This window comes from Streptomyces sp. NPDC020898, from assembly GCF_044333925.1.
Lineage (GTDB): Bacteria > Actinomycetota > Actinomycetes > Streptomycetales > Streptomycetaceae > Streptomyces.
In genome coordinates this window covers 347,774-365,190 of sequence record NZ_JBIRRV010000009.1, presented here as the reverse complement: position 1 = coordinate 365,190, position 17,417 = coordinate 347,774, and the positions used below count along the sequence as shown (strand labels likewise).

The following is a 17,417-nucleotide window of genomic DNA, read 5'->3' as shown; positions in this document are numbered from 1 at the left end:
CAGCGGGGCGAACCCCTCCCACAGCAACCTCCACCCCGACCCGCACCCTCATTTCGATGGAGAGGCCCCCTCCGCCATGCGCTACGGAGAGGGCCGGATGAGAACTTGTCAGTGACCGGGGGCTGTTACCCGACGGCGTCCAGCAGGAGGAGCAGAGAGAACCCAGAGACGGTCACCAGGGCGAGTGTCCACCCGCACGATTCCAGACGCTTCCTGGGCGCTCGGCGGGACATCACGACGGACACCCCCGACCGCTGGTCGTGGCGCAGAGCCACTCGTACGCGCCCATGCCGTCGGTGGCCGGGAAGTCCCTTCCCCGGCAGAACCAACTCTGCTTGGTTGCATGAGAGTTCACGTGCGTGCCCCGTTCGCCGGGGCCGGAGCCAGGCGGTGGCAGCAGCACGTGCACACCAGGTAGCGCACTCCGGGAACACCGCTGTCACGGGGCTCGGAGTCCCGGCAACGGGGATGCTGGCCGAGAGTGCACCGGGGCGACCGGTACGGGGCTTCCGGCGTCCAGGCCGGCCCGGGGTCGTGGGTCATTCGTCCGTCCCCGTCCCCGTCCCCGTCCCCGTCCCTGTGCCTGTGCCGGTGTTGGTCAGGGGGTGGAGCGGGGGGACGTTCCATGTGCGGTCCCAGGGGTCGCGGTGGTCGCCGTCGTGGCCGTGAGGGAGGACGCAGGCGCCCAACTCGCCGAGGATGGGGGCGTGGTAGAGCAGGGAGGCGCGGGCTGTCCCGCAGCGTTTCGTGTGCGTGGTCGGGGTGGTCATCGGGCGCCTCCGGCGTAGGCGCGTCGGTAGGCCGCCCACAGTTCCTGTCCGCCCGCGCAGCCGTCCTGTGCCTTGCGGACGTTCTTGCAGCCGTCGGCGCACTTGCGGGTGTGCTCGTGCCACAGCCGGTAGGCGCGCAGCATCGGCAACTCGGCCTGTCGTACGGCGACTTGAACCCTGGCATTTCTTACGCCGGTCATCGGACCCTCGCCCCGCTCAGCTCGGCGTGGATGTCCCGGGTGTCGACGCTGATGCCGAAGTCCACGGCGAGCACCGTGACCGCCCGCCGCCGCAACCGCACCGCCCGCTCACGCGCCGCCCAGTAGGGACGTACACGAGCCGTACGAGGCGCCGTGACCGACTCCGCCCCCGCAATCGAGTCCGTGAGGTCGGGCAGGTAGGGCCGTGACAGCCGGGACGCCGAACCGTCCAAGGGCGCCCGGTCGGTGCTGTACGGCGACCGGTGCACAGCAGGCACCCGCACCGCCAGATCAACAGGACCTGTTGTGTTCTTGCTGGTCACGACGGTTCGAATCGCCGTCGGCGTCTTCCGGCGGGTGCCGGTCGGTGGGATCAGGCGGGTGAGGCCCCAGAGAACCAGGGTCACCACAGCCCAGTGCAGCGCGGCCGCGCTACGCTCGGCCATGTTCATCACTCCTTCGAAGTGGTGGGCCAAGCCCCCGGACCGGTCGCACGGTTGCGGGGGTCCGTCATGTCTGACGGCGCGCCAACGCTATGGAGAGGAGTGAAGTACGGACAGTGACGAGCCGTGCCACTTCCTGGAGTGCCTAGGACGGGACGTCCTACCCGTCGATGTCCAGACGGTCCGCGAGTTCCGTGACGGGGGATGTACGGCTTCGCTCTCGGCTCCGAAGGTCAGCGACGAGACGACGACTTGTGGAGTGGTAGCGCATCCACTCGGGAGCTGTGCGCTCAGCCGTGAGCAGTGCTTGGAGCGCGCCGTCGTCCTTGTTCAGGTCGGCGTAGGCAAGAGCGCGGTCGACATGAAACCGTGCGCGCCATGTCGGCGGCAGCGACGCCAGATCGGGTACGACTCGGGCCGCGCGAAGCGCTTCCGCGTCCTCCCCCATCTCCACAAGGAAGTTGACCTTGGCCACACCCGCGTTTGTCGGGCCGAACGGCGTGGCGTAGTCGATCCGGTCGGCTCCGATCCGGGCCGCCGCCGCGCCGGCCATGTTGAGGAGATCCACGACTGCGTCCCGTCGCTCCAGTCGTACGGCGGCAGTCGCGGCGCGGAGCAACAGAACTCCCCAGAGAGCGAGTTCGATGGGCTGGGACCGGAAGTTGGGTTCCACGCGATCGGCGGCGGCCATCGCGACGCGCTCGGCATCCGCCAGACGCCCTTGCTTGGTGAAGATCCAGGCGAGGCTGGAGAAACCGACCGTCTCCAGGTGGGGATCATCGCCCTTCCGGGCGGCCTCCATCGAACGCTCCAGAGCGGTGAAGGCCGCATCTTCCTTCCCGAGCGCGGTCAGGGTCGTGGCGGCGACCTGGTAGGCCTCGGCGAGGACGGACTGAGCCGCCGCGGCCGCACTCCCGTGATGAGCCCGAGCCGCAGCTCTCGCATCGCGGATCAACTGCGGAAGCAGGGAACCGACTTCCCCCATGCGGCCTTCACGGCGGATGCGTTCAGTGGAGCGGATCGAGGTCTGCAACTCCTCGATGGTGGGCGGGTCTTCAAGGTCTGACTCTTCGCCCAGCAAGTCGGACACAGGCGAGACGGCCTGCCGCAGAGCGAGAACAGAAGGCGAGTCCTCCTCGCCACGAACCTCGAAGGTGACCGGCTGCCCGACGAGCGTGGACGGTTCCACGTCGAGCGCGCGTGCCAGAGCGTTGATCGTGGAGAGGCGAGCTGTCTGCCGAACTCCTTGTTCGAGCTTGCGGATGACATCGACCGAGAGCTCCGCGCGCTCGGCGAGCCCCTCCTGAGTCAGTTTCCGGCGCATACGCAGCCGGGCCACCCGGTCTCCGATGCTGGATTCCTCGTGGAACTGCATGATCACCCCCGCGAGAAGGCCCTTTCTGACCAAGCTACGCCGCATGGGTGCGGTACGCGGGACGGGTATCCACATGTCACCCCTGCGACTGGGACATTGAACTGTCGGCGGAGACGGCCCACGACGAGGAGAGCGGCGCACTGAGTTCCGAGACCGCAGCCAAGGTGGTGTGGAGAGGGAACAGCGCGGTCGTACTGCCCGGGCTACCGGCCATGTCGCCTTCGCTGGACGGCGCCGTGGCGGAGTTGCCTTCGGGCTCGGCGTACCAAGGCATGCTGCCGCTGGATGCGCTGAGAACAGGCACTGGAACTGCCCGTCCGGCGTTTGAGGACGAGCGCGTTCAGCGCGAAGGGGGGTCTGGGGGCGCAGCCCCCAGGAAGGGATGGGACGGGTAGGGGTGGCGGGGGCGAACCCCTCCACCGCCACCCCCACTCCGCACCCGACCCTCAGTCCTTGACCAGTCCCTTCCCCGGCGCCGCGTCCGCAGGCTCAGGAACAGGTATCCGCGCGGCAGCGCTCCCGCTGTCGTCCCCGTCCGTGTTCACGGTCTCGATGATCGCCAGCCGCTCCGGCGTGTCCTCGGGCCGCAGGAAGCCGATCAGGATGTACAGGACGAGCGAGACGGCCAGCGGGATCGACACCTGGTACTGGAGCGGCACTCCGCCCTCCACGTTCCAGTTGATCGGGTAGTTCACCAGCCAGAAGGCGAGCAGCCCCATCGACCAGCTGCCCAGCGCCGCCGTCGGCCCCGACCGCCGGAACGGCCGCAGCAGACCCAGCATCATCGGAATCGCCATCGGACCCATCAGACCGGCCACCCACTTGATGACGACGGTGATGATGTCCTTGAAGGCGGGCGAGTTGACCTGCGTGGCCGCCGCCATGGACAGACCGAGGAAGACGACCGTCGCGAGCCGCGCCGCGATCAGCCCCGACCGCTGGGTCCAGTTCCGGGCCCGCGTCGAGATCACCGGCGCCACGTCCCGGGTGAACACGGCGGCGATCGCGTTGGCGTCGGAGGAGCACATGGCCATGGTGTGGGAGAAGAAGCCGACGATGACCAGGCCCAACAGACCGTGCGGCAGGAGCTGTTCGGTCATCAGGCCGTAGGAGTCGGAGCCGTCCGGCTTCTGCGACTGCACCAGCAGCGGCGACATCCACATCGGGTAGAACAGGACCACCGGCCACACCAGCCAGAGGATCGCCGACAGCCTCGCCGAACGCTCGGCCTCCTTCGGGCTGGCGGTGGCCATGTAGCGCTGGGCCTGGTTGAGCATGCCGCCGTTGTACTCGAAGAGCTTGATGAAGAGGAACGCCATCAGGAACACCGTGCCGTAGGGGCCGACCAGCGGCTCCCCGTGGCCCTGCAGTTCCGGCTCGTCCCAGGCGCCGAGGAAGCCGATGTTCTTGTCGTTGAGCTCCATGACCACGGCCACGAACATCGCGACGCCGGCCAGCAACTGGATGACGAACTGGCCCAGTTCGGTCAGCGCGTCCGCCCACAGGCCGCCGATCGTGCAGTAGACCGCCGTGATGGTGCCGGTGATGAGGATGCCCTGGTTGAGGGAGATGCCGGTGAAGACGGACAACAGGGTCGCGATCGCGGCCCACTTGGCACCCACGTCAACGATCTTCAGCAGCATCCCGGACCACGCCAGAGCCTGCTGGGTCTTGAGGTCGTACCGGTTCTTCAGGTACTCCAGCGGGGAAGCCACATGGAGTCGCGACCGCAGCCGGTTGATGCGCGGCGCGAACAGCTTCGACCCGATGGCGATGCCCAGCGCGATGGGGAAGGACCAGGTGACGAAGGAGGTGACACCGTAGGTGTAGGCGATGCCCGCGTAGCCGGTGAACATCACCGCGCTGTAGCCGGACATGTGGTGGGAGATGCCGGACAGCCACCATGGCATCTTCCCGCCCGCGGTGAAGAAGTCGCTGACGTTGTCGACCCGTTTGTGGGACCAGACACCGATCGCGACCATCACACCGAAGTAAGCGATGAGCACGGCCCAGTCGAGACCGTTCATGTGCTCCCTCCCAGGGGCGGTCGAGCAGTCGAGCAGAGGCGTCGAGGCCCGCTCATCCTGGGTTCGCTGGCATGGCAGCGACAACCGCCCGTATGGTCAAGAGGAAGTAAAGAAGTTCGCCGTACTGACTTGGGTTCATGTCCATGAACCAAACGTGGGCGATGAAAGATTGGCGGAATAACGGCTACCGCATCAACTCACCCGCGTTCACCAGCAACGACTGCCCGGTGATGGCCCGAGCCCGCTCCGACGCCAGAAACACCACCGCGTCCGCGACATCCCCGTCCGTGGCCAGCTCCGGCAACGCCATCCGCTCCGCGAGCCGCCGCCGCACCTCCGCCTCCGGCACCCCCTCACCCTGCGCCGTGTACCGCACGTACGCCTCCACCGGCGGCCCCCACATCCAGCCCGGCAGCACGGAGTTGACCCGTATGCGATGGGGTCCGAGCTCCCGCGCCAGCGAGTACATCGCGCTCGTCAGCGCCCCTTTCGAGGCGGCGTACGCGGCCTGCCGCACCTGGGAGGGGGCGGCCACGGCGGACTGCGTCCCGATGAACACGACACTCCCGCCCCGCTCCTTCAGTGCCGGCAGACAGGCCCGCGTCATCCGCAGCGTGCCCAGCAGGTTTACGTCGACGACGCGCGCCCAGCTCTCGAAGTCCGCGTCCTCGATCCCGCCGAAGTAGCTGTCCCGGGCGGCGACATGAACGACCCCGTCGATCCGCCCGAACCGCTCGCACGCCAGCGCGGCCAGCGCCTCGCACTGCCCCTCGTCGGTGATGTCGGTCGCGCGGTACGCCGTGTGCGCCCCGTCCGGATCGAGCTCGGCCGCGGTCTTCGCGAGGTGCGCCTCCGTACGCGCCCCGAGGACCGCGTTCCCCCCGTCCCGCACGACAGCCGCAGCGACCTGCCGCCCGAGCCCGGCACCGACACCCGAGACCACGACGGTCCTGTCCGTGAGCAGCGACATCAAAGCCCTCCCCGACACTGGCGGATTATCTGACGGAGCGTCAGAGTATGGGCGTCCGAGGGAGGAAGGAAGAGACAAGAGGAGCGAGGAAGGGGAAGGGAATGGGAATGGGAATGAGTGAAGAGACCGAGATCAAGGTCGAGGTCGAGGTCGAGGTCGAGGTCGAGTCTGAGAAGACACGCAGTGAGGTGTACGGCGAACTGGCCGCTGTCGGTCCGTACGGGGTCCGCCCAGGGCACGCGCTCATCACCATGGTCGAACCGCACCCGGGCCACGAGTACGCGTACAACCGCTGGTACGAAGATGATCATTTCATCTCGGGGGCGATGGCCATGCCCTGGATGTTCTCCGGACGCCGCTGGGTCGCGACCCGGGACCTCCAACTCCTGCGTCACCCAGAGAAGTCGGCGGTCGCGCAGCCGGTCACGGCGGGCTGCTATCTGTCCGTCTACTGGATCACCGAAGGCCGTTACGCCGACCACATGCGGTGGACCGTGGGCATCAACAAACGGCTGAACCGCGACGCACGGGTCTATCAGGACCGTACCCACGTCTTCACCGCCTTCCAGGACCACGAGGCGACCGTCTACCGGGACGGCGCCGCCGGCCCCCGTGACTTCCACGCGCTGGACCACCCGTACGCGGGCCTGGTGTTGCAGGTCATCGACGCCGAAAGTCCGGAGCAGCGGGCGGAGTTGCTGGAGTGGCTGCGGGGCCGGTACCTGCCCGGGCGGCTCGCCGGGTCGCCGGCCGCGATGGTCACCGTCTTCCGGCCGACGCCGTTGCCCGGTGACCGCATGACGTACGTGAAGCAGGTCGAGGGGGTGGATGTGCGGCTGACGCTGCTGTGGTTCCTGGAGGCGGATCCGCGGGCCTGTTGGGAGCCGTACTTCACGGGGATGGCGGAGGAGGTGCGCGAACGCGGCCTGGGCCGGGTGGAGTTGGTGGCGCCGTTCGTTCCGACAGTGCCGGGGACGGACCAGTACGTCGACGAACTGCGCCGCACGGCGGGGTCCCAGGGGTCCCAGGGGTCCCAGGAGTCCCAGTAGCGACAGGACTGGCGGGGGTCCGGCGGACATGGCCGAGCCCCCTCGGCCAGGACGGCGGGCCAGTCGAGAGGGCTCTTCTGTGGTGCTGTAATGCTGAGCTGCTTATGAACTTGTGAGTGGTGCTTATGGAGTTGTGGGAAGTGGCGGTGCCGCATCAGACGAGGTCGAAAGCTCCCCGGCCGACCTCCGCCACGAACGTGTTCCACGAGTCGGCCGGGAATGCCAGCGTAGGACCGGACGGGACCTTGGAGTCCCGTACCGCCATCGCCGCGAGAATCGGGGACTTGACCTCGACGCACGCGCCGTTGCCAGTGGAGTACGAGGACTTCGTCCAGGTGCTCGTGGCGCCTTGCTGAATTGCCATGTTCGCTCCGCTTAGCCGGTGTTGAGTAGCTGTCGCCGCACCGGGGACCCCTCTTGGAGCCCACGGCACGGTTTGCGCCAACGTTTGTTCCTCGATGGCCTGATCGACGCTACTCGCCAACATCGGTATGCGGACCGGTCGTTCACTCGACCGAGTGGCATATACCAGGGGGCTCTTCCACTGGCGTGAGGCGGAGGTGTACTGTGCGTCCCTTGCTTCTCTGGACTGTCAGCGTGCGTACTCTTTCGCCAAGTCCGCGATGAATTGCCGGGATTGGTCCACATTGAGGGCCTGTGCCCGCAAGTGTTCGTACATGACGCTGTACTTCTGTACGTCCGCCGCCTTCTCCAGATAGAGATCGCTGGTGACGCCCTCGATGTACACGACGCTGGAATCGGCCGCGTCGGGGAACTCCAGGATCGCGTACTGGCCGTTGAGCCCCGGATGCGCCCCCATGTCGAACGGGATGACCTGCACGGTGACGTGCGGCAGCTGGGACTGCTCGACCAGGGACTCCAGTTGCTCCCGCATCAGCAGCTTGTTGCCCACGATCCTGCGCAGCGCCGCCTCGTCGAGCACCGTCCACAGGCGCAGCGGGTTCTCCAGGGCGGTGATTCGTTCCTGCCGACGCAGCCGGACCTGGACGCGGTTCTCGATGTCGCTGGACGCGGTCTCCGGCAACGCGCCCGTGATGAGCGCCTCCGCGTACGACCGGGTCTGCAACAGGCCCGGGATGACCTGAGGGTCGTACACGCGCAGCGAGGCCGCGTCCGTCTCCAGCCCGATGTACACGCTGTACGGGACGTCCCCGAACGCGTGCCACCAGCCCTGCTGGCGCGAGTCCTTGGCCATCTCCATCAGGGAGTCGACCATCCGCTGGTCCTCGACCTCGTACACGCCGCACAGGTCGCGGACATCGCGCTGGCTGATGCTGCGCCGGCCGTTCTCCAGCCTGCTGATCTTCGACTGGGAGACCAGCAGCCGCTCGGCGACCTCTTCGGCTGTCATGCCTTTCGCTTCGCGAAGCCTGCGCAACTCCTGGCCCAGCCGGCGCCGCCTGACAGTGGGATTGACGTTGGACGCCATGGGACGTGCACCTCCGGCTGCGTGCCTGTACTTGATGTACCTGCCACTTTCCGTATCTGCTGTTGAGCAGACTGCCACCAAGGTGCGTTCTACCGCTGGGAAACTGCGGATATGCCGTGCCTAGGCGGGAGATATGCGTCCGGTACACGCCAGTTCGGCGGATTCCGCTTACACTCCCGCGGCGTTCGCCCTCGCCCTCGGCCGCGCATGTGCCGGAGCCAGATGTCGGGTGCCGGATTCCCGGCGCCCGATTCCCTGTCTCCGGTGTCCGGTTGCGGACATGCGGCCGCGCGGGGCGGCGAGGCCCGTTTCGGCGTCCTCGTGGACAGCCTTACGGTCCTCACCGCCCCGCGCGGGCCAGCGGCTCCCGAACCGGTCTTGGGGACTGCGGTGCGGCGATACGGCGCTGACGATGTCGTGCGTGGTGCGTGGTGCGTGGTGCTTCGTACGGGTACTGCGGGGGTGGTGCGCGGTGGTGCGGTTTGCCTCGCGGATCGTGCGTTCGCCGTGGGACTGCGGCTCAGTGAGCCACGGCGCGCGCCATGGATCCGTGGTGCGGCTGCATCGGAACGCCGCGTGCGGGCTCCGGTGCGGACCTGGCTCCGGGGGCGGCCTGACGGCCGACCGGTGCCGGGCTGCTGCGACGCGGCTGGGCCGCGACGCCGTTCTGCACGTCCATGACGGCGTGAGCCACCAGACCGCCCATGGGGTCGTGCCGGATCAGGTCCCGCAGCCGGGAGCGGGACGAACGTCCCTCGTTACCCGGATACAGGTGCTTGCCGAGACCGACCGCATGGGCCAGCGCGGCGAGCGCCGCCGTCCGCGGGTCCGGCGGGACGCCGGTGCGGATGGCAGTGTCCAGCCGGGCCCTGATCTCCCGGCTGATCTCCGTGTCCGTCGCCTGATAGCGAGTCGTCGGAAGCACCCCGCACATCTGACCGGCCACGGCATGAACCATGCCGCACCTTTCCAGATGCGAAAGGTAGGTCTGGCGAAGTCCCAGTCGGGGCCCGCCAATCCAGTTCACTGCGCGTACGGGTGCTCCGCGTCGGCGGAGCAGTTCCAGCGCACAGTCCAGCGTTGGATCTCCAGTCGGCCGTGGTACGACCACGGCGATACGATCCCCGTCCGGGGCTATCCGTCCGGCCATCGCCAGCTCCACTAGCTGTGCTCCGGCCAGACCGAGGTCGAGCGACTGCGGCTGTGCGGTGGTACCCGTGGCCGGGTCCAACGCCAGCAGAAGAAGCTCTTCCGGAATTGATCTGCGGCTCCTGCCCATCCATGCCTCCCCGCGTGGATGAATGACAGGGTGACCCCTCTCACATTGGTCTGTCGAGAGGGCGTGACCGCTTCGTAGTGGAACCAGTAGGTATGTCGTTCTCGTCTACCGCAGGAGTGAAGGCTGCGCACAGGACACTGGTAGACGGTTCGGACAGTGTCGTTCGGGCGGCTTTTTGCACGGTTCACGGTTCGGTACGCGCACGGAACGCCGTGCGGCGCATGGAGGAGGCATCGGTGGCGGGCGAGTCCCCCGACAGGTCGAAGCAGCGCGAGTCGTCGGAAGAACCGACGTCGGGGAGCGCGGGTCCGGTTCCGGAGGCCAGGAGTGAATCCGGCTCCGGGGTACGTGACCCACGGCTCGCGGTGGCCCGGGAACGGGAGTCCACGGCTCGCGGTGGCGTGGACATGGCGACCCGGGTGTTCTCGCGCCCGGTGATTCCGGCGGAGGCGGATGCGGATCCCGCGGAAGCGGACGCCGACGGGAGTACGCCGGACACGGCCGCGGAGGCGGAGGCGCCGGCGGAGGGCGAGCCCCAGGGCGCCGCCGAGGCCGCCGACGGCACCGACGGATCGGGCAGCACCCGGTTGCGTGCGGCCGTCGCCGCGTGGGTCGCCGGCGGCGACGAGAACGAGGCTCAGTCCGAGGCCGAGGGTCGGGAAAAGGGCGAGGGGGAGTCCGAAGGCGTCGAGGGTGCCGCCGAGGAGGACGACTCCGACGCGGAACCGGACGCGGACACGGAACCGGACGCGGAAGCGCCGGCGGACGTCGACACCGAGGCGGATGCCTCAGGCGACGGCGACGAGCCGGAAGCTGAGCCGGAGGCCGAGGGTGCCCCTGAGGCCGACGCGGAGCCCACGGCGGGCGATCCTGGGCCCGGCGACCCCTCCGAGGCCGCTGACGAGGCCCCTGAGGCCTCCGGCGAGGCATCTGGCGGCTCCGAGGAGGACTCCTCCGAGTCGGAGAGCGCACAGAAGAGCGCCCCGGAGCCCGATACGGAGCCCGAGCCGGACGCGGAGGCCACGACCGACCCTGAGTCCGAAGCCGAAGCCGAAGCCGAAGCCGAAGCCGAAGCCGAAGCCGAAGCCGAAGCCGAAGCCGAAGCGGGCGCGGACATCGGCACCGAGTCCGGCACGGACACCGGCTCCGAGCGCGGCGCGGGCACCGGCTCCGAGTCCGGCGCGGATGCCGAGCGCGAGTCCGGCGCGGGCACCGGCTCCGAGTCCGGCGCGGATGCCGAGCGCGAGTCCGGCACGGGCACCGGCTCCGAGTCCGGCGCGGGCACCGGCTCCGAGTCCGGCGCGGGCTCCGAGTCAGGTGCGGGCGCCGGCTCCGGCACGGATGCCGAGCCTGAGTCCGGCACGGACACCGGCTCCGAGCGCGGCGCGGATGCCGAGCGCGAGTCCGGCACGGACACCGGCACCGAGTCCGGCACGGACACCGGCACCCCGGCTCCCGAGTCCTCCGTCGACAAACACCCCGTAGACCAGCCCACCACCACCTTCAAGGCCGTACGGCCGCCCGTCGCGCCCCAGGTCGATCAGCCGACGACGATGCTCAAGTTGGGCGATGTCGCGGCCAGAGCGGCCGAGAAGCCCAAGGACGACAAGGCTGACAAGGGCGAGTCGGCGAGTGAGTCCGTTGCCGAACGCACCAGCAAATTCGTGGCGCTGAGGCCGCTGGACGAACCGGCCACCCGTAAGCCGCTGCCGGCCGCCGAACCGCCCAGGGTGCCCGCCGCCGACGCCACCGCCGCGATCCCCCAGGTCGGGCCGGAGCGGACGACGCAGCAGCCCCTGCCGCCGTTGCCGCCGCTGGATCTGCTGGCCGAACTGACGAACACGCCGCCGCCCCGGGACACCGTGGTGCGGACGATCGCGCGGCGGGTCAAGATCTGGACGCCCCTGGTCGTGCTGTTGGCGATCGTGTTTGCGGTCGTACAGATGGTGCGTCCGCTGCCGACGCCCACGCTGACGCTCACCGCGCAGGACTCGTACACCTTCGAGGGCGCCAAGCTCTCCCTGCCCTGGCCGTCCGAGGGCCAGGGCTGGATGGATGTCGACGGCGTCGGCACGATGGGCAGCTTCGGCGACCAGAAGCCGATCGCCATCGGCTCCGTGGCCAAGACGATGACCGCGTACGTCGTCCTCAAGGGCCACGCCCTCAAGACGGGCGAGGACGGCCCCAGCATCACCGTCGACGCCACCGCGGAGAAGGAGGGCGGCTACAACCAGAGCGGCGAGTCCACCCTCAACACCGTCCAGGCCGGCGACAAGCTCACGCTCCAGCAGGCCATCTCGGCGATCATGATCCCGTCGGCGAACAACATCGCCCGGCTGCTGGCCCGCTGGGACGCGGGCTCGGAGGCGGCGTTCGTCGAGAAGATGAACGCCGCGGCCAAGGAACTCGGGATGACGAACACCACGTACACCGACCCCTCCGGGCTGAAGGAGACCACCGTCTCCACGGCCGAGGACCAGGTGAGGCTCGGCAACGCGGTCGTGAAGAACCCGGCTCTCGTGGCGATCACCAGCGCGGCCAGCTGGACGGACCCCTCCGGATACAACTGGTCCAACTACAACGAGCTGCCCTACAAAATGGGCGCTATCGGCATCAAGACCGGCTCCACCAGCGTGGCCGGCGGCAACCTTCTCTTCGCTGCCCGCAAGGAGGTCGGCGGCGAGACGGTCACCGTCGTCGGCGCGGTCCTCGGCCAGCACAAGCCGACCATCCTCAAGACGGCCAACGAGGTCAGCCAGACGGCCCTGACCGCCGCCGAGGACGCCCTGGTTCCGGCGAAGATCCTGAAGAAGGGCGATGTCGTCGGGTACGTCGACGACGGGCTCGGCGGGCGGACGCCGGTCGTGCTGTCCAAGGACGTCACGGCGGTCGGCTGGGCCGGTATGAAGGTCGAACTGTCCTTCGCCGCCGCCGCCGACCTGCCGCACACCGCGAAGACGGGCGCCGCGGTGGGCACCCTCACCGTGGGCGACGGCAGCGGTGGCGCGGTGGAGGTACCGGTACAGCTCCAGCAGGACCTGGTCGAACCCGACTTCACGGCGAAGCTGACCCGGATCGGCTGAGCACGGAGTACGGGAATCCTCGTACGGAACAGCGAAACGCCCGCCCCGGTCAACGCGACCGGGGCGGGCGTTCTTGTGCCTACTGGTCCTGTGCCTACTGGTCCTGGTCCTGGTTCTGGTTCTCTTCCTTCTCGCACTCCAGCGTCGTCTCCTGGGACGGGCCGCCGTAGGTGGAGCTGATGCGGACGTTGCCCGCCTGCTCGACGGTCAGCTTGGTGAACTCGCCGTCGTCCGTCAGGCAGCCGTTCTCCGCCCACAGCCAGGGCGAGTACGCGATCCGTACGGTGACCTCGCCGGCCTTCGGCATCCGGACGACGAGGTTGGCGCCGTCGGCGCTGACCACGGAGGCGGGCTTGTCGACCAGCGGGGTCGCGTTCTTGACCCGGTAGATCTTCCAGTTGGAGTCCTCCCAGACCGGCTGGAGATAGCTCGGCCCGCTGCTCACCAGGGCGTGCTCCAGCTTCGCCGGGCCGTCCGGTTCGCCGTTGACGAGGACGACGAAGCCCACCGCCCACTGGGAGAGCCACGCCTGGTAGGCCTTGGCGGAGAAGCCGCCCTCGGGTTCCTCGGTGCCGCCGTGGCCCTCGTAGAAGAGCCGGCCGCGCTCGACGTCGGCCTGCCGGTTCCAGCCGCGGGCCATGTTGATGTACGGGGCGAGGATGGCGGCCTCGCGGTGGTCGCGGGCCGGTACGACCTCTACGCGCGTCTGCTCGGCGCCCAGCCGCTTCAGCTCGTTGACGACGCCGTCCGTCTTGACGGCCCACTCGGGCACCCGGGTGTTGGTGACGATGTCGGCGATCGTCTTGCCGGACAGCCAGCTCACCGAGATGGCCATGGCGAGCCCGAGGGCCACCATGCGCCGCTTGGGAGTGAACCAGGGGAGCGGCAGCCGGGGAGCGGTGGCAGCGGCGGCGTCCCCGCCCTGCTCCCCGGCCTGTTCCCTGCCCGGCTTCTCGTCCGGTCGCTCGCCCCGCCGCCACTCGGCCCGGTACATCATGATCGCGAGCAGCGTCGCCGGGGCCGCCAGCTCCGAGAGGCGCTCGACGTTCGTACCGATCGGGGTCGGGATCAGGTAGCAGAGGACCACGCCGGCCGCGTACACCGCGGAGCCCAGACGCAGGGTGCGCCAGGCGCTCGGGGCCGTCAGGACGACGATCGCGCAGAGCACGACCGGCGGCCATATCCGGGCGAACGGCATGGGCTGCTCGCCCTCGAACGGGAACAGCAGCGTCGTGACGCCCACGACGGCCACCGGGGGCACCAGCAGGGCCGCCGCCCGGCCCCAGTCACGGGACAGGAAGTAGGCGGCGCCGACGACGAGGACGAACAGGCCGGCGACGGGGCTGCCGGTGGTGGCCAGCGTCGCGCAGACGGCGGCGGCGCCGAGGTGCCGGGCGCTGCGGCCGCTCACCACCGCGAGGACGGCCGCCATCGCGAAGGCGGTGCCCAGGACGAACGTCGAGCGCCCGGAGATCACCTGGCACCACAGCGAGAACCCGACCGCCATCGCCGGCCACAGCGGCTTGCGCACACCCGTGCGCGCGACGAGTTCGGCGCCCAGGACGGTGGCCGCGACCCCGGACAGCATCGTGGCCGCCACCACGCCGATGGCGGCCATCAGGTACGGGGACATCAGGCTGTAGTTGGCCGCGTGCAGTCCGCCGTACCAGAACAGGTTGTACGCCGAGTTCGGGTACATCTTCGCGAACTCGGCCCACGCCACCTGGGCGGCCAGGTCGCCGCCGCCGGTCGCGAACACCGCCCACCAGACGAAGTACAGCGGTACCGCGCCGGCGCCGACGACGAGTGCCACCCGGTGGCGCTCGTGCCACACCTCACGTGCCTGCGTGGGCTTGTCGGCGCGCATGGCAGATCTGCGTGGGGTCAGCTCGGCAAAGGCCACGACAACTTCCGTTTCCGTTCGGCTCGGGCGCGCGCGGACGACTGGCGGGTGTCCGTCCGGTGGAGGTCTTTCAGGGGTAGACGCTAATCGCACCCCGGCAGTTGGCTGACAGGGCCCCATGTGACCAGGTGGTGACCGGGGCATGACGGAAAAGAGCCCAATCAGCTTGAGGCGGTTCCCCGACGGGCGCGACCGGATTATTCCGGCCGCGCCCTTCAGGACACGTGCGTCAGCCCGAGTCGGCCCGCATGAGGATATTTCAGACGGTGATCGGGAACGCTATGTCGCACACCGGGTCCTGAGGCCCTGCCGTGTCCCAGTCCGCGAAGTACACCTCGCGGCACGGCCCCGCCGGCTCGATCCCCTGCCCGGCCAGCCATCGCTCCACCGCCTCGAACGCGGCGATGATCTGCGGATGGGCCACCTGCGCCTTGGTGATCCGGGTGTAGGCGAGCCGCCGGGCGGGCTCCACCCGTACCGCCGTCTCCCAGGGGCGCCCGTGTGCCTCGGCCCAGGCACGTGCGGCGGCCTCGTCGGCTATGGGAACGCACGACTCGGCCGGACCGTCGCTCTCCATCGACACCTCGGAGTGGTAGACGACGAAGGGCGCCGCCGTGACGCCCCCGCACTCCCGGGCGCCCGCCTCCAGCCGCCCCAGCGAGGCCCCGATCCACGCGGGCAACTCATCCACGAGAGTGTGCCGCGTCTCGGTCAGCACCACTCTCCCGGGTACGTCCACCGTCTCGACCACGAACTTTCCGTACATCTCGGAGCTCCTCCCCGACAGCTGTGCACGGAGGTACTCGGCGAGCGTGCGCCGGCCCGCGATCCGGGCCTCGACGTCCGCCCAGTAGGCGGCGAGCCGCTCGGCGGCGGCCGGTCCGTCCTGCTCCACCAGCTCCACGAGCTCGCCGATCAGGGCGAGCGGCATGTCGAGCTGCCGCAGCAGGGCCACCAGACGGGCGCGTTCGGTCTGCGCGGCGCGGTAGTAGCGGTATCCGCTCGCCTCGTCGACGTACGCCGGCGCGAGCAGTCCGAGCCGGTCGTACAGCCGCAGGGCCTTGGGCGAGAGCCGGGCCCGGGCGGCGAACGCGCCGATGGTGAGCAGATCCGCATCCCCGTGGCCGCCGTACGCGCCGTGCCCGCCGTTGCCGTTCACCCCGTCATCCTCCGTCACCGGGCACGGTCGGCCCGGTGACACAGGACGCTCACCCTTGCCCCAGGGGCAAGGTCAACCCACGGAAGTACGGGAACGACGGGAACGACGGGGATGACGGGGATGACGGGAATGAGGCGGGTCAGCCGATGGCCTTCTCGACCGCGTCCACCAGTTCCGCCGTCTCCGGCTCGGTCTGCGGGGAGAAGCGGGCGACGACCTGGCCGTCGCGGCCGACGAGGAACTTCTCGAAGTTCCAGCGGATGTCGCCGGTGTGGCCCTCGCCGTCGGCGAAGCCGACCAGGCGGTCGTACAGGGTGTGCCGGGCGTCCCCGTTGACCTCGACCTTCTCGGTCATCGGGAAGGTCACGCCGTACGTCGCCGAGCAGAACTCGGCGATCTCCTCGGAGGTGCCGGGCTCCTGGCCCATGAACTGGTTGCAGGGCACCCCGAGCACGGTGAAGCCCTTCTCGGCGTACCGCGCGTGGAGCTTCTCCAGCCCCGCGTACTGCGGGGTCAGCCCGCACTTGGAGGCGACGTTGACGATGAGGACGGCCTTGCCCGCGTACTGGGCGAGGTCCGCGGAACCCCCGGTGAGGGCACCGATCTCGACGGCGAGGGGCGAGTCGGAGGAAGGAGTGCTGGCATCTGTGGTCATAAGCGGATGCTAGCTCCGGTAGGTGTCGGGCCCGGCTCCCGCCCCCGAAGCCGTGACCAAGACCTCACCGGCCGCCGTACGCGAGTACAGCACCGACCGTCCCGCCCGCCGCCGCTCCACCAGCCCCGCGTCCAGCAGCACCCGCAGATGCCGCCCGACCGAGCCGAGGGCCTGCCCGGTCACCGCGGTCAGCTGCGTAGTACTACGGGGTGACCCGAGAAGTACGAGCACGGTGCTACGAGCGGGCCCGAGGAGTGCCCCGAGAGCGGCGGGCGGCGCCACACGGCCGCCGTGGTGCTCGGCCAGCACCCCCGCGCACGGGTAGACGACCGCGTACCGCTCCGGCTCCTCCCAGGCCACCCACCCCGCCTTCGGCGTCACGGGGACGAAGACCAGCTCGGCGCCGGAGATCTCGCGCGGCGGGTTCGCGTAGAGGTTGATCTGGAGCCGGCTGTCGCCGAGCCATCGGGTGCCCGGCCGCAGCGCGTCCAGTACGGCCGCCCAGCCGCCCTCACTGACCCGCGCGGTCCGCGCGACCACATCGGCCTCCAGCACCCGTCGGCGCCGGTCCCAGTACGGGCGTACGGCGTCCTCCCACACGTACTGGATCAGGTCGGCGGCGCGGTCGGGCAGGTCGTCCCGGTCGGCGAGGGCGGCGGGGAGCGGGCCGAGGGGAGGGTGGGCGAGGTGGGCGCGGGCCCGGTCGGGAGGGGTCGTACGGATGCGCGTGAGGCCCTCTTCGAACGTCTCGCGGTCCCGGGGTGTGGGCGTCAGGAAGTCGGCGGTCCAGTTCCGGCCGAGGCCGGTGCGGATCAGCAGGGCGGTCGTCGGGTCGTCGGCGAGACGGCGGCGGTACGCGGGCAGGTGGGCGGTCAGCCAGGCGCGCTCGCCGGGGTGCGAGGCCGTCCCGGCGTGCAGCAGGTGCAGGCTCGCGAAGGTCTCGGCGAGGGGCGAGATGACGAACCGGCTGCGGGCGAGGGTGTCGGCGTTCACCTGCCACCAGCCCATGCCCGTACCTCCGTGATCCCACCGGCGTTTCGCGTGTGCGCGAAAC

15 protein-coding genes are annotated in these 17,417 nt (G+C 69.5%); 2 read left to right on the top strand and 13 right to left on the bottom strand.

Annotation, left to right across the window (positions count from 1 at the left end):
• Positions 1 to 539 precede the first annotated feature (539 nt).
• The 6 genes from ACH4TV_RS28460 to ACH4TV_RS28435 all read right to left on the bottom strand — a co-directional run bounded on the left by ACH4TV_RS28460 (position 540) and on the right by ACH4TV_RS28435 (position 5,785).
• The gene (locus ACH4TV_RS28460) at positions 540 to 770 is read right to left on the bottom strand and encodes a hypothetical protein (protein WP_398402930.1); all 231 of its coding nucleotides are present in this window, start codon (positions 768 to 770) and stop codon (positions 540 to 542) included.
• Complete coding sequence (locus tag ACH4TV_RS28455) at positions 767 to 970, bottom strand: hypothetical protein (RefSeq protein ID WP_398402928.1); 204 nt, start codon at positions 968 to 970, stop codon at positions 767 to 769. Before ACH4TV_RS28455 ends, ACH4TV_RS28460 begins: the two co-directional genes overlap by 4 nt.
• Entirely contained in the window at positions 967 to 1,416 is a 450-nt protein-coding gene (locus ACH4TV_RS28450; RefSeq protein ID WP_398402926.1) for a hypothetical protein, read from the bottom strand. The genes ACH4TV_RS28455 and ACH4TV_RS28450 overlap by 4 nt, the downstream gene beginning before the upstream one ends.
• A gap of 157 nt (positions 1,417 to 1,573) precedes the next feature.
• On the bottom strand, positions 1,574 to 2,788 hold the full coding sequence (locus ACH4TV_RS28445) for a helix-turn-helix domain-containing protein (RefSeq protein ID WP_398402925.1): 1,215 nt from the start codon (positions 2,786 to 2,788) through the stop codon (positions 1,574 to 1,576).
• Between the two features lie 446 nt (positions 2,789 to 3,234).
• Positions 3,235 to 4,815, bottom strand: coding sequence for a sodium:solute symporter family protein (locus ACH4TV_RS28440; RefSeq protein ID WP_398402923.1), 1,581 nt, complete (start codon positions 4,813 to 4,815; stop codon positions 3,235 to 3,237).
• Between the two features lie 184 nt (positions 4,816 to 4,999).
• A complete protein-coding gene (locus ACH4TV_RS28435; RefSeq protein ID WP_398402921.1) occupies positions 5,000 to 5,785 on the bottom strand; it encodes an SDR family oxidoreductase in 786 nt (261 codons plus the stop codon).
• Between the two features lie 113 nt (positions 5,786 to 5,898).
• On the opposite strand from ACH4TV_RS28435, the gene ACH4TV_RS28430 reads away from it, so the two are divergent.
• Positions 5,899 to 6,834 (top strand): hypothetical protein, encoded by a 936-nt coding sequence (locus tag ACH4TV_RS28430; RefSeq protein WP_398402920.1) that lies wholly within the window; start codon positions 5,899 to 5,901, stop codon positions 6,832 to 6,834.
• 154 nt (positions 6,835 to 6,988) lie between these two features.
• Here the strand turns inward: ACH4TV_RS28430 and ACH4TV_RS28425 are convergent, their stop codons facing one another.
• The 3 genes from ACH4TV_RS28425 to ACH4TV_RS28415 all read right to left on the bottom strand — a co-directional run bounded on the left by ACH4TV_RS28425 (position 6,989) and on the right by ACH4TV_RS28415 (position 9,563).
• Positions 6,989 to 7,198 carry a DUF397 domain-containing protein gene (locus ACH4TV_RS28425; RefSeq protein WP_398402918.1) on the bottom strand — a complete coding sequence of 70 codons (210 nt, stop codon included), beginning with the start codon at positions 7,196 to 7,198 and terminating at the stop codon, positions 6,989 to 6,991.
• 228 nt (positions 7,199 to 7,426) lie between these two features.
• Positions 7,427 to 8,284 (bottom strand): helix-turn-helix domain-containing protein, encoded by an 858-nt coding sequence (locus ACH4TV_RS28420; RefSeq protein WP_398402916.1) that lies wholly within the window; start codon positions 8,282 to 8,284, stop codon positions 7,427 to 7,429.
• Between the two features lie 520 nt (positions 8,285 to 8,804).
• Positions 8,805 to 9,563, bottom strand: coding sequence for a GPP34 family phosphoprotein (locus tag ACH4TV_RS28415; RefSeq protein WP_398402914.1), 759 nt, complete (start codon positions 9,561 to 9,563; stop codon positions 8,805 to 8,807).
• Positions 9,564 to 9,784: 221 nt separating this feature from the next.
• Between ACH4TV_RS28415 and ACH4TV_RS28410 the strand changes: the two genes are divergently transcribed.
• Positions 9,785 to 12,646, top strand: coding sequence for a D-alanyl-D-alanine carboxypeptidase (locus tag ACH4TV_RS28410; protein WP_398402913.1), 2,862 nt, complete (start codon positions 9,785 to 9,787; stop codon positions 12,644 to 12,646).
• A gap of 94 nt (positions 12,647 to 12,740) precedes the next feature.
• Here ACH4TV_RS28410 and ACH4TV_RS28405 read toward each other — a convergent pair whose 3' ends face one another.
• From ACH4TV_RS28405 to ACH4TV_RS28390, 4 genes are all read right to left on the bottom strand, one after another.
• The gene (locus ACH4TV_RS28405) at positions 12,741 to 14,513 is read right to left on the bottom strand and encodes a hypothetical protein (RefSeq protein ID WP_398402911.1); all 1,773 of its coding nucleotides are present in this window, start codon (positions 14,511 to 14,513) and stop codon (positions 12,741 to 12,743) included.
• A gap of 295 nt (positions 14,514 to 14,808) precedes the next feature.
• Entirely contained in the window at positions 14,809 to 15,708 is a 900-nt protein-coding gene (locus ACH4TV_RS28400; RefSeq protein ID WP_398402910.1) for a MerR family transcriptional regulator, read from the bottom strand.
• A gap of 139 nt (positions 15,709 to 15,847) precedes the next feature.
• Positions 15,848 to 16,363, bottom strand: coding sequence for a glutathione peroxidase (locus ACH4TV_RS28395; RefSeq protein WP_398402909.1), 516 nt, complete (start codon positions 16,361 to 16,363; stop codon positions 15,848 to 15,850).
• 9 nt (positions 16,364 to 16,372) lie between these two features.
• On the bottom strand, positions 16,373 to 17,371 hold the full coding sequence (locus tag ACH4TV_RS28390; RefSeq protein WP_398402908.1) for a DUF5937 family protein: 999 nt from the start codon (positions 17,369 to 17,371) through the stop codon (positions 16,373 to 16,375).
• Positions 17,372 to 17,417 lie beyond the last annotated feature (46 nt).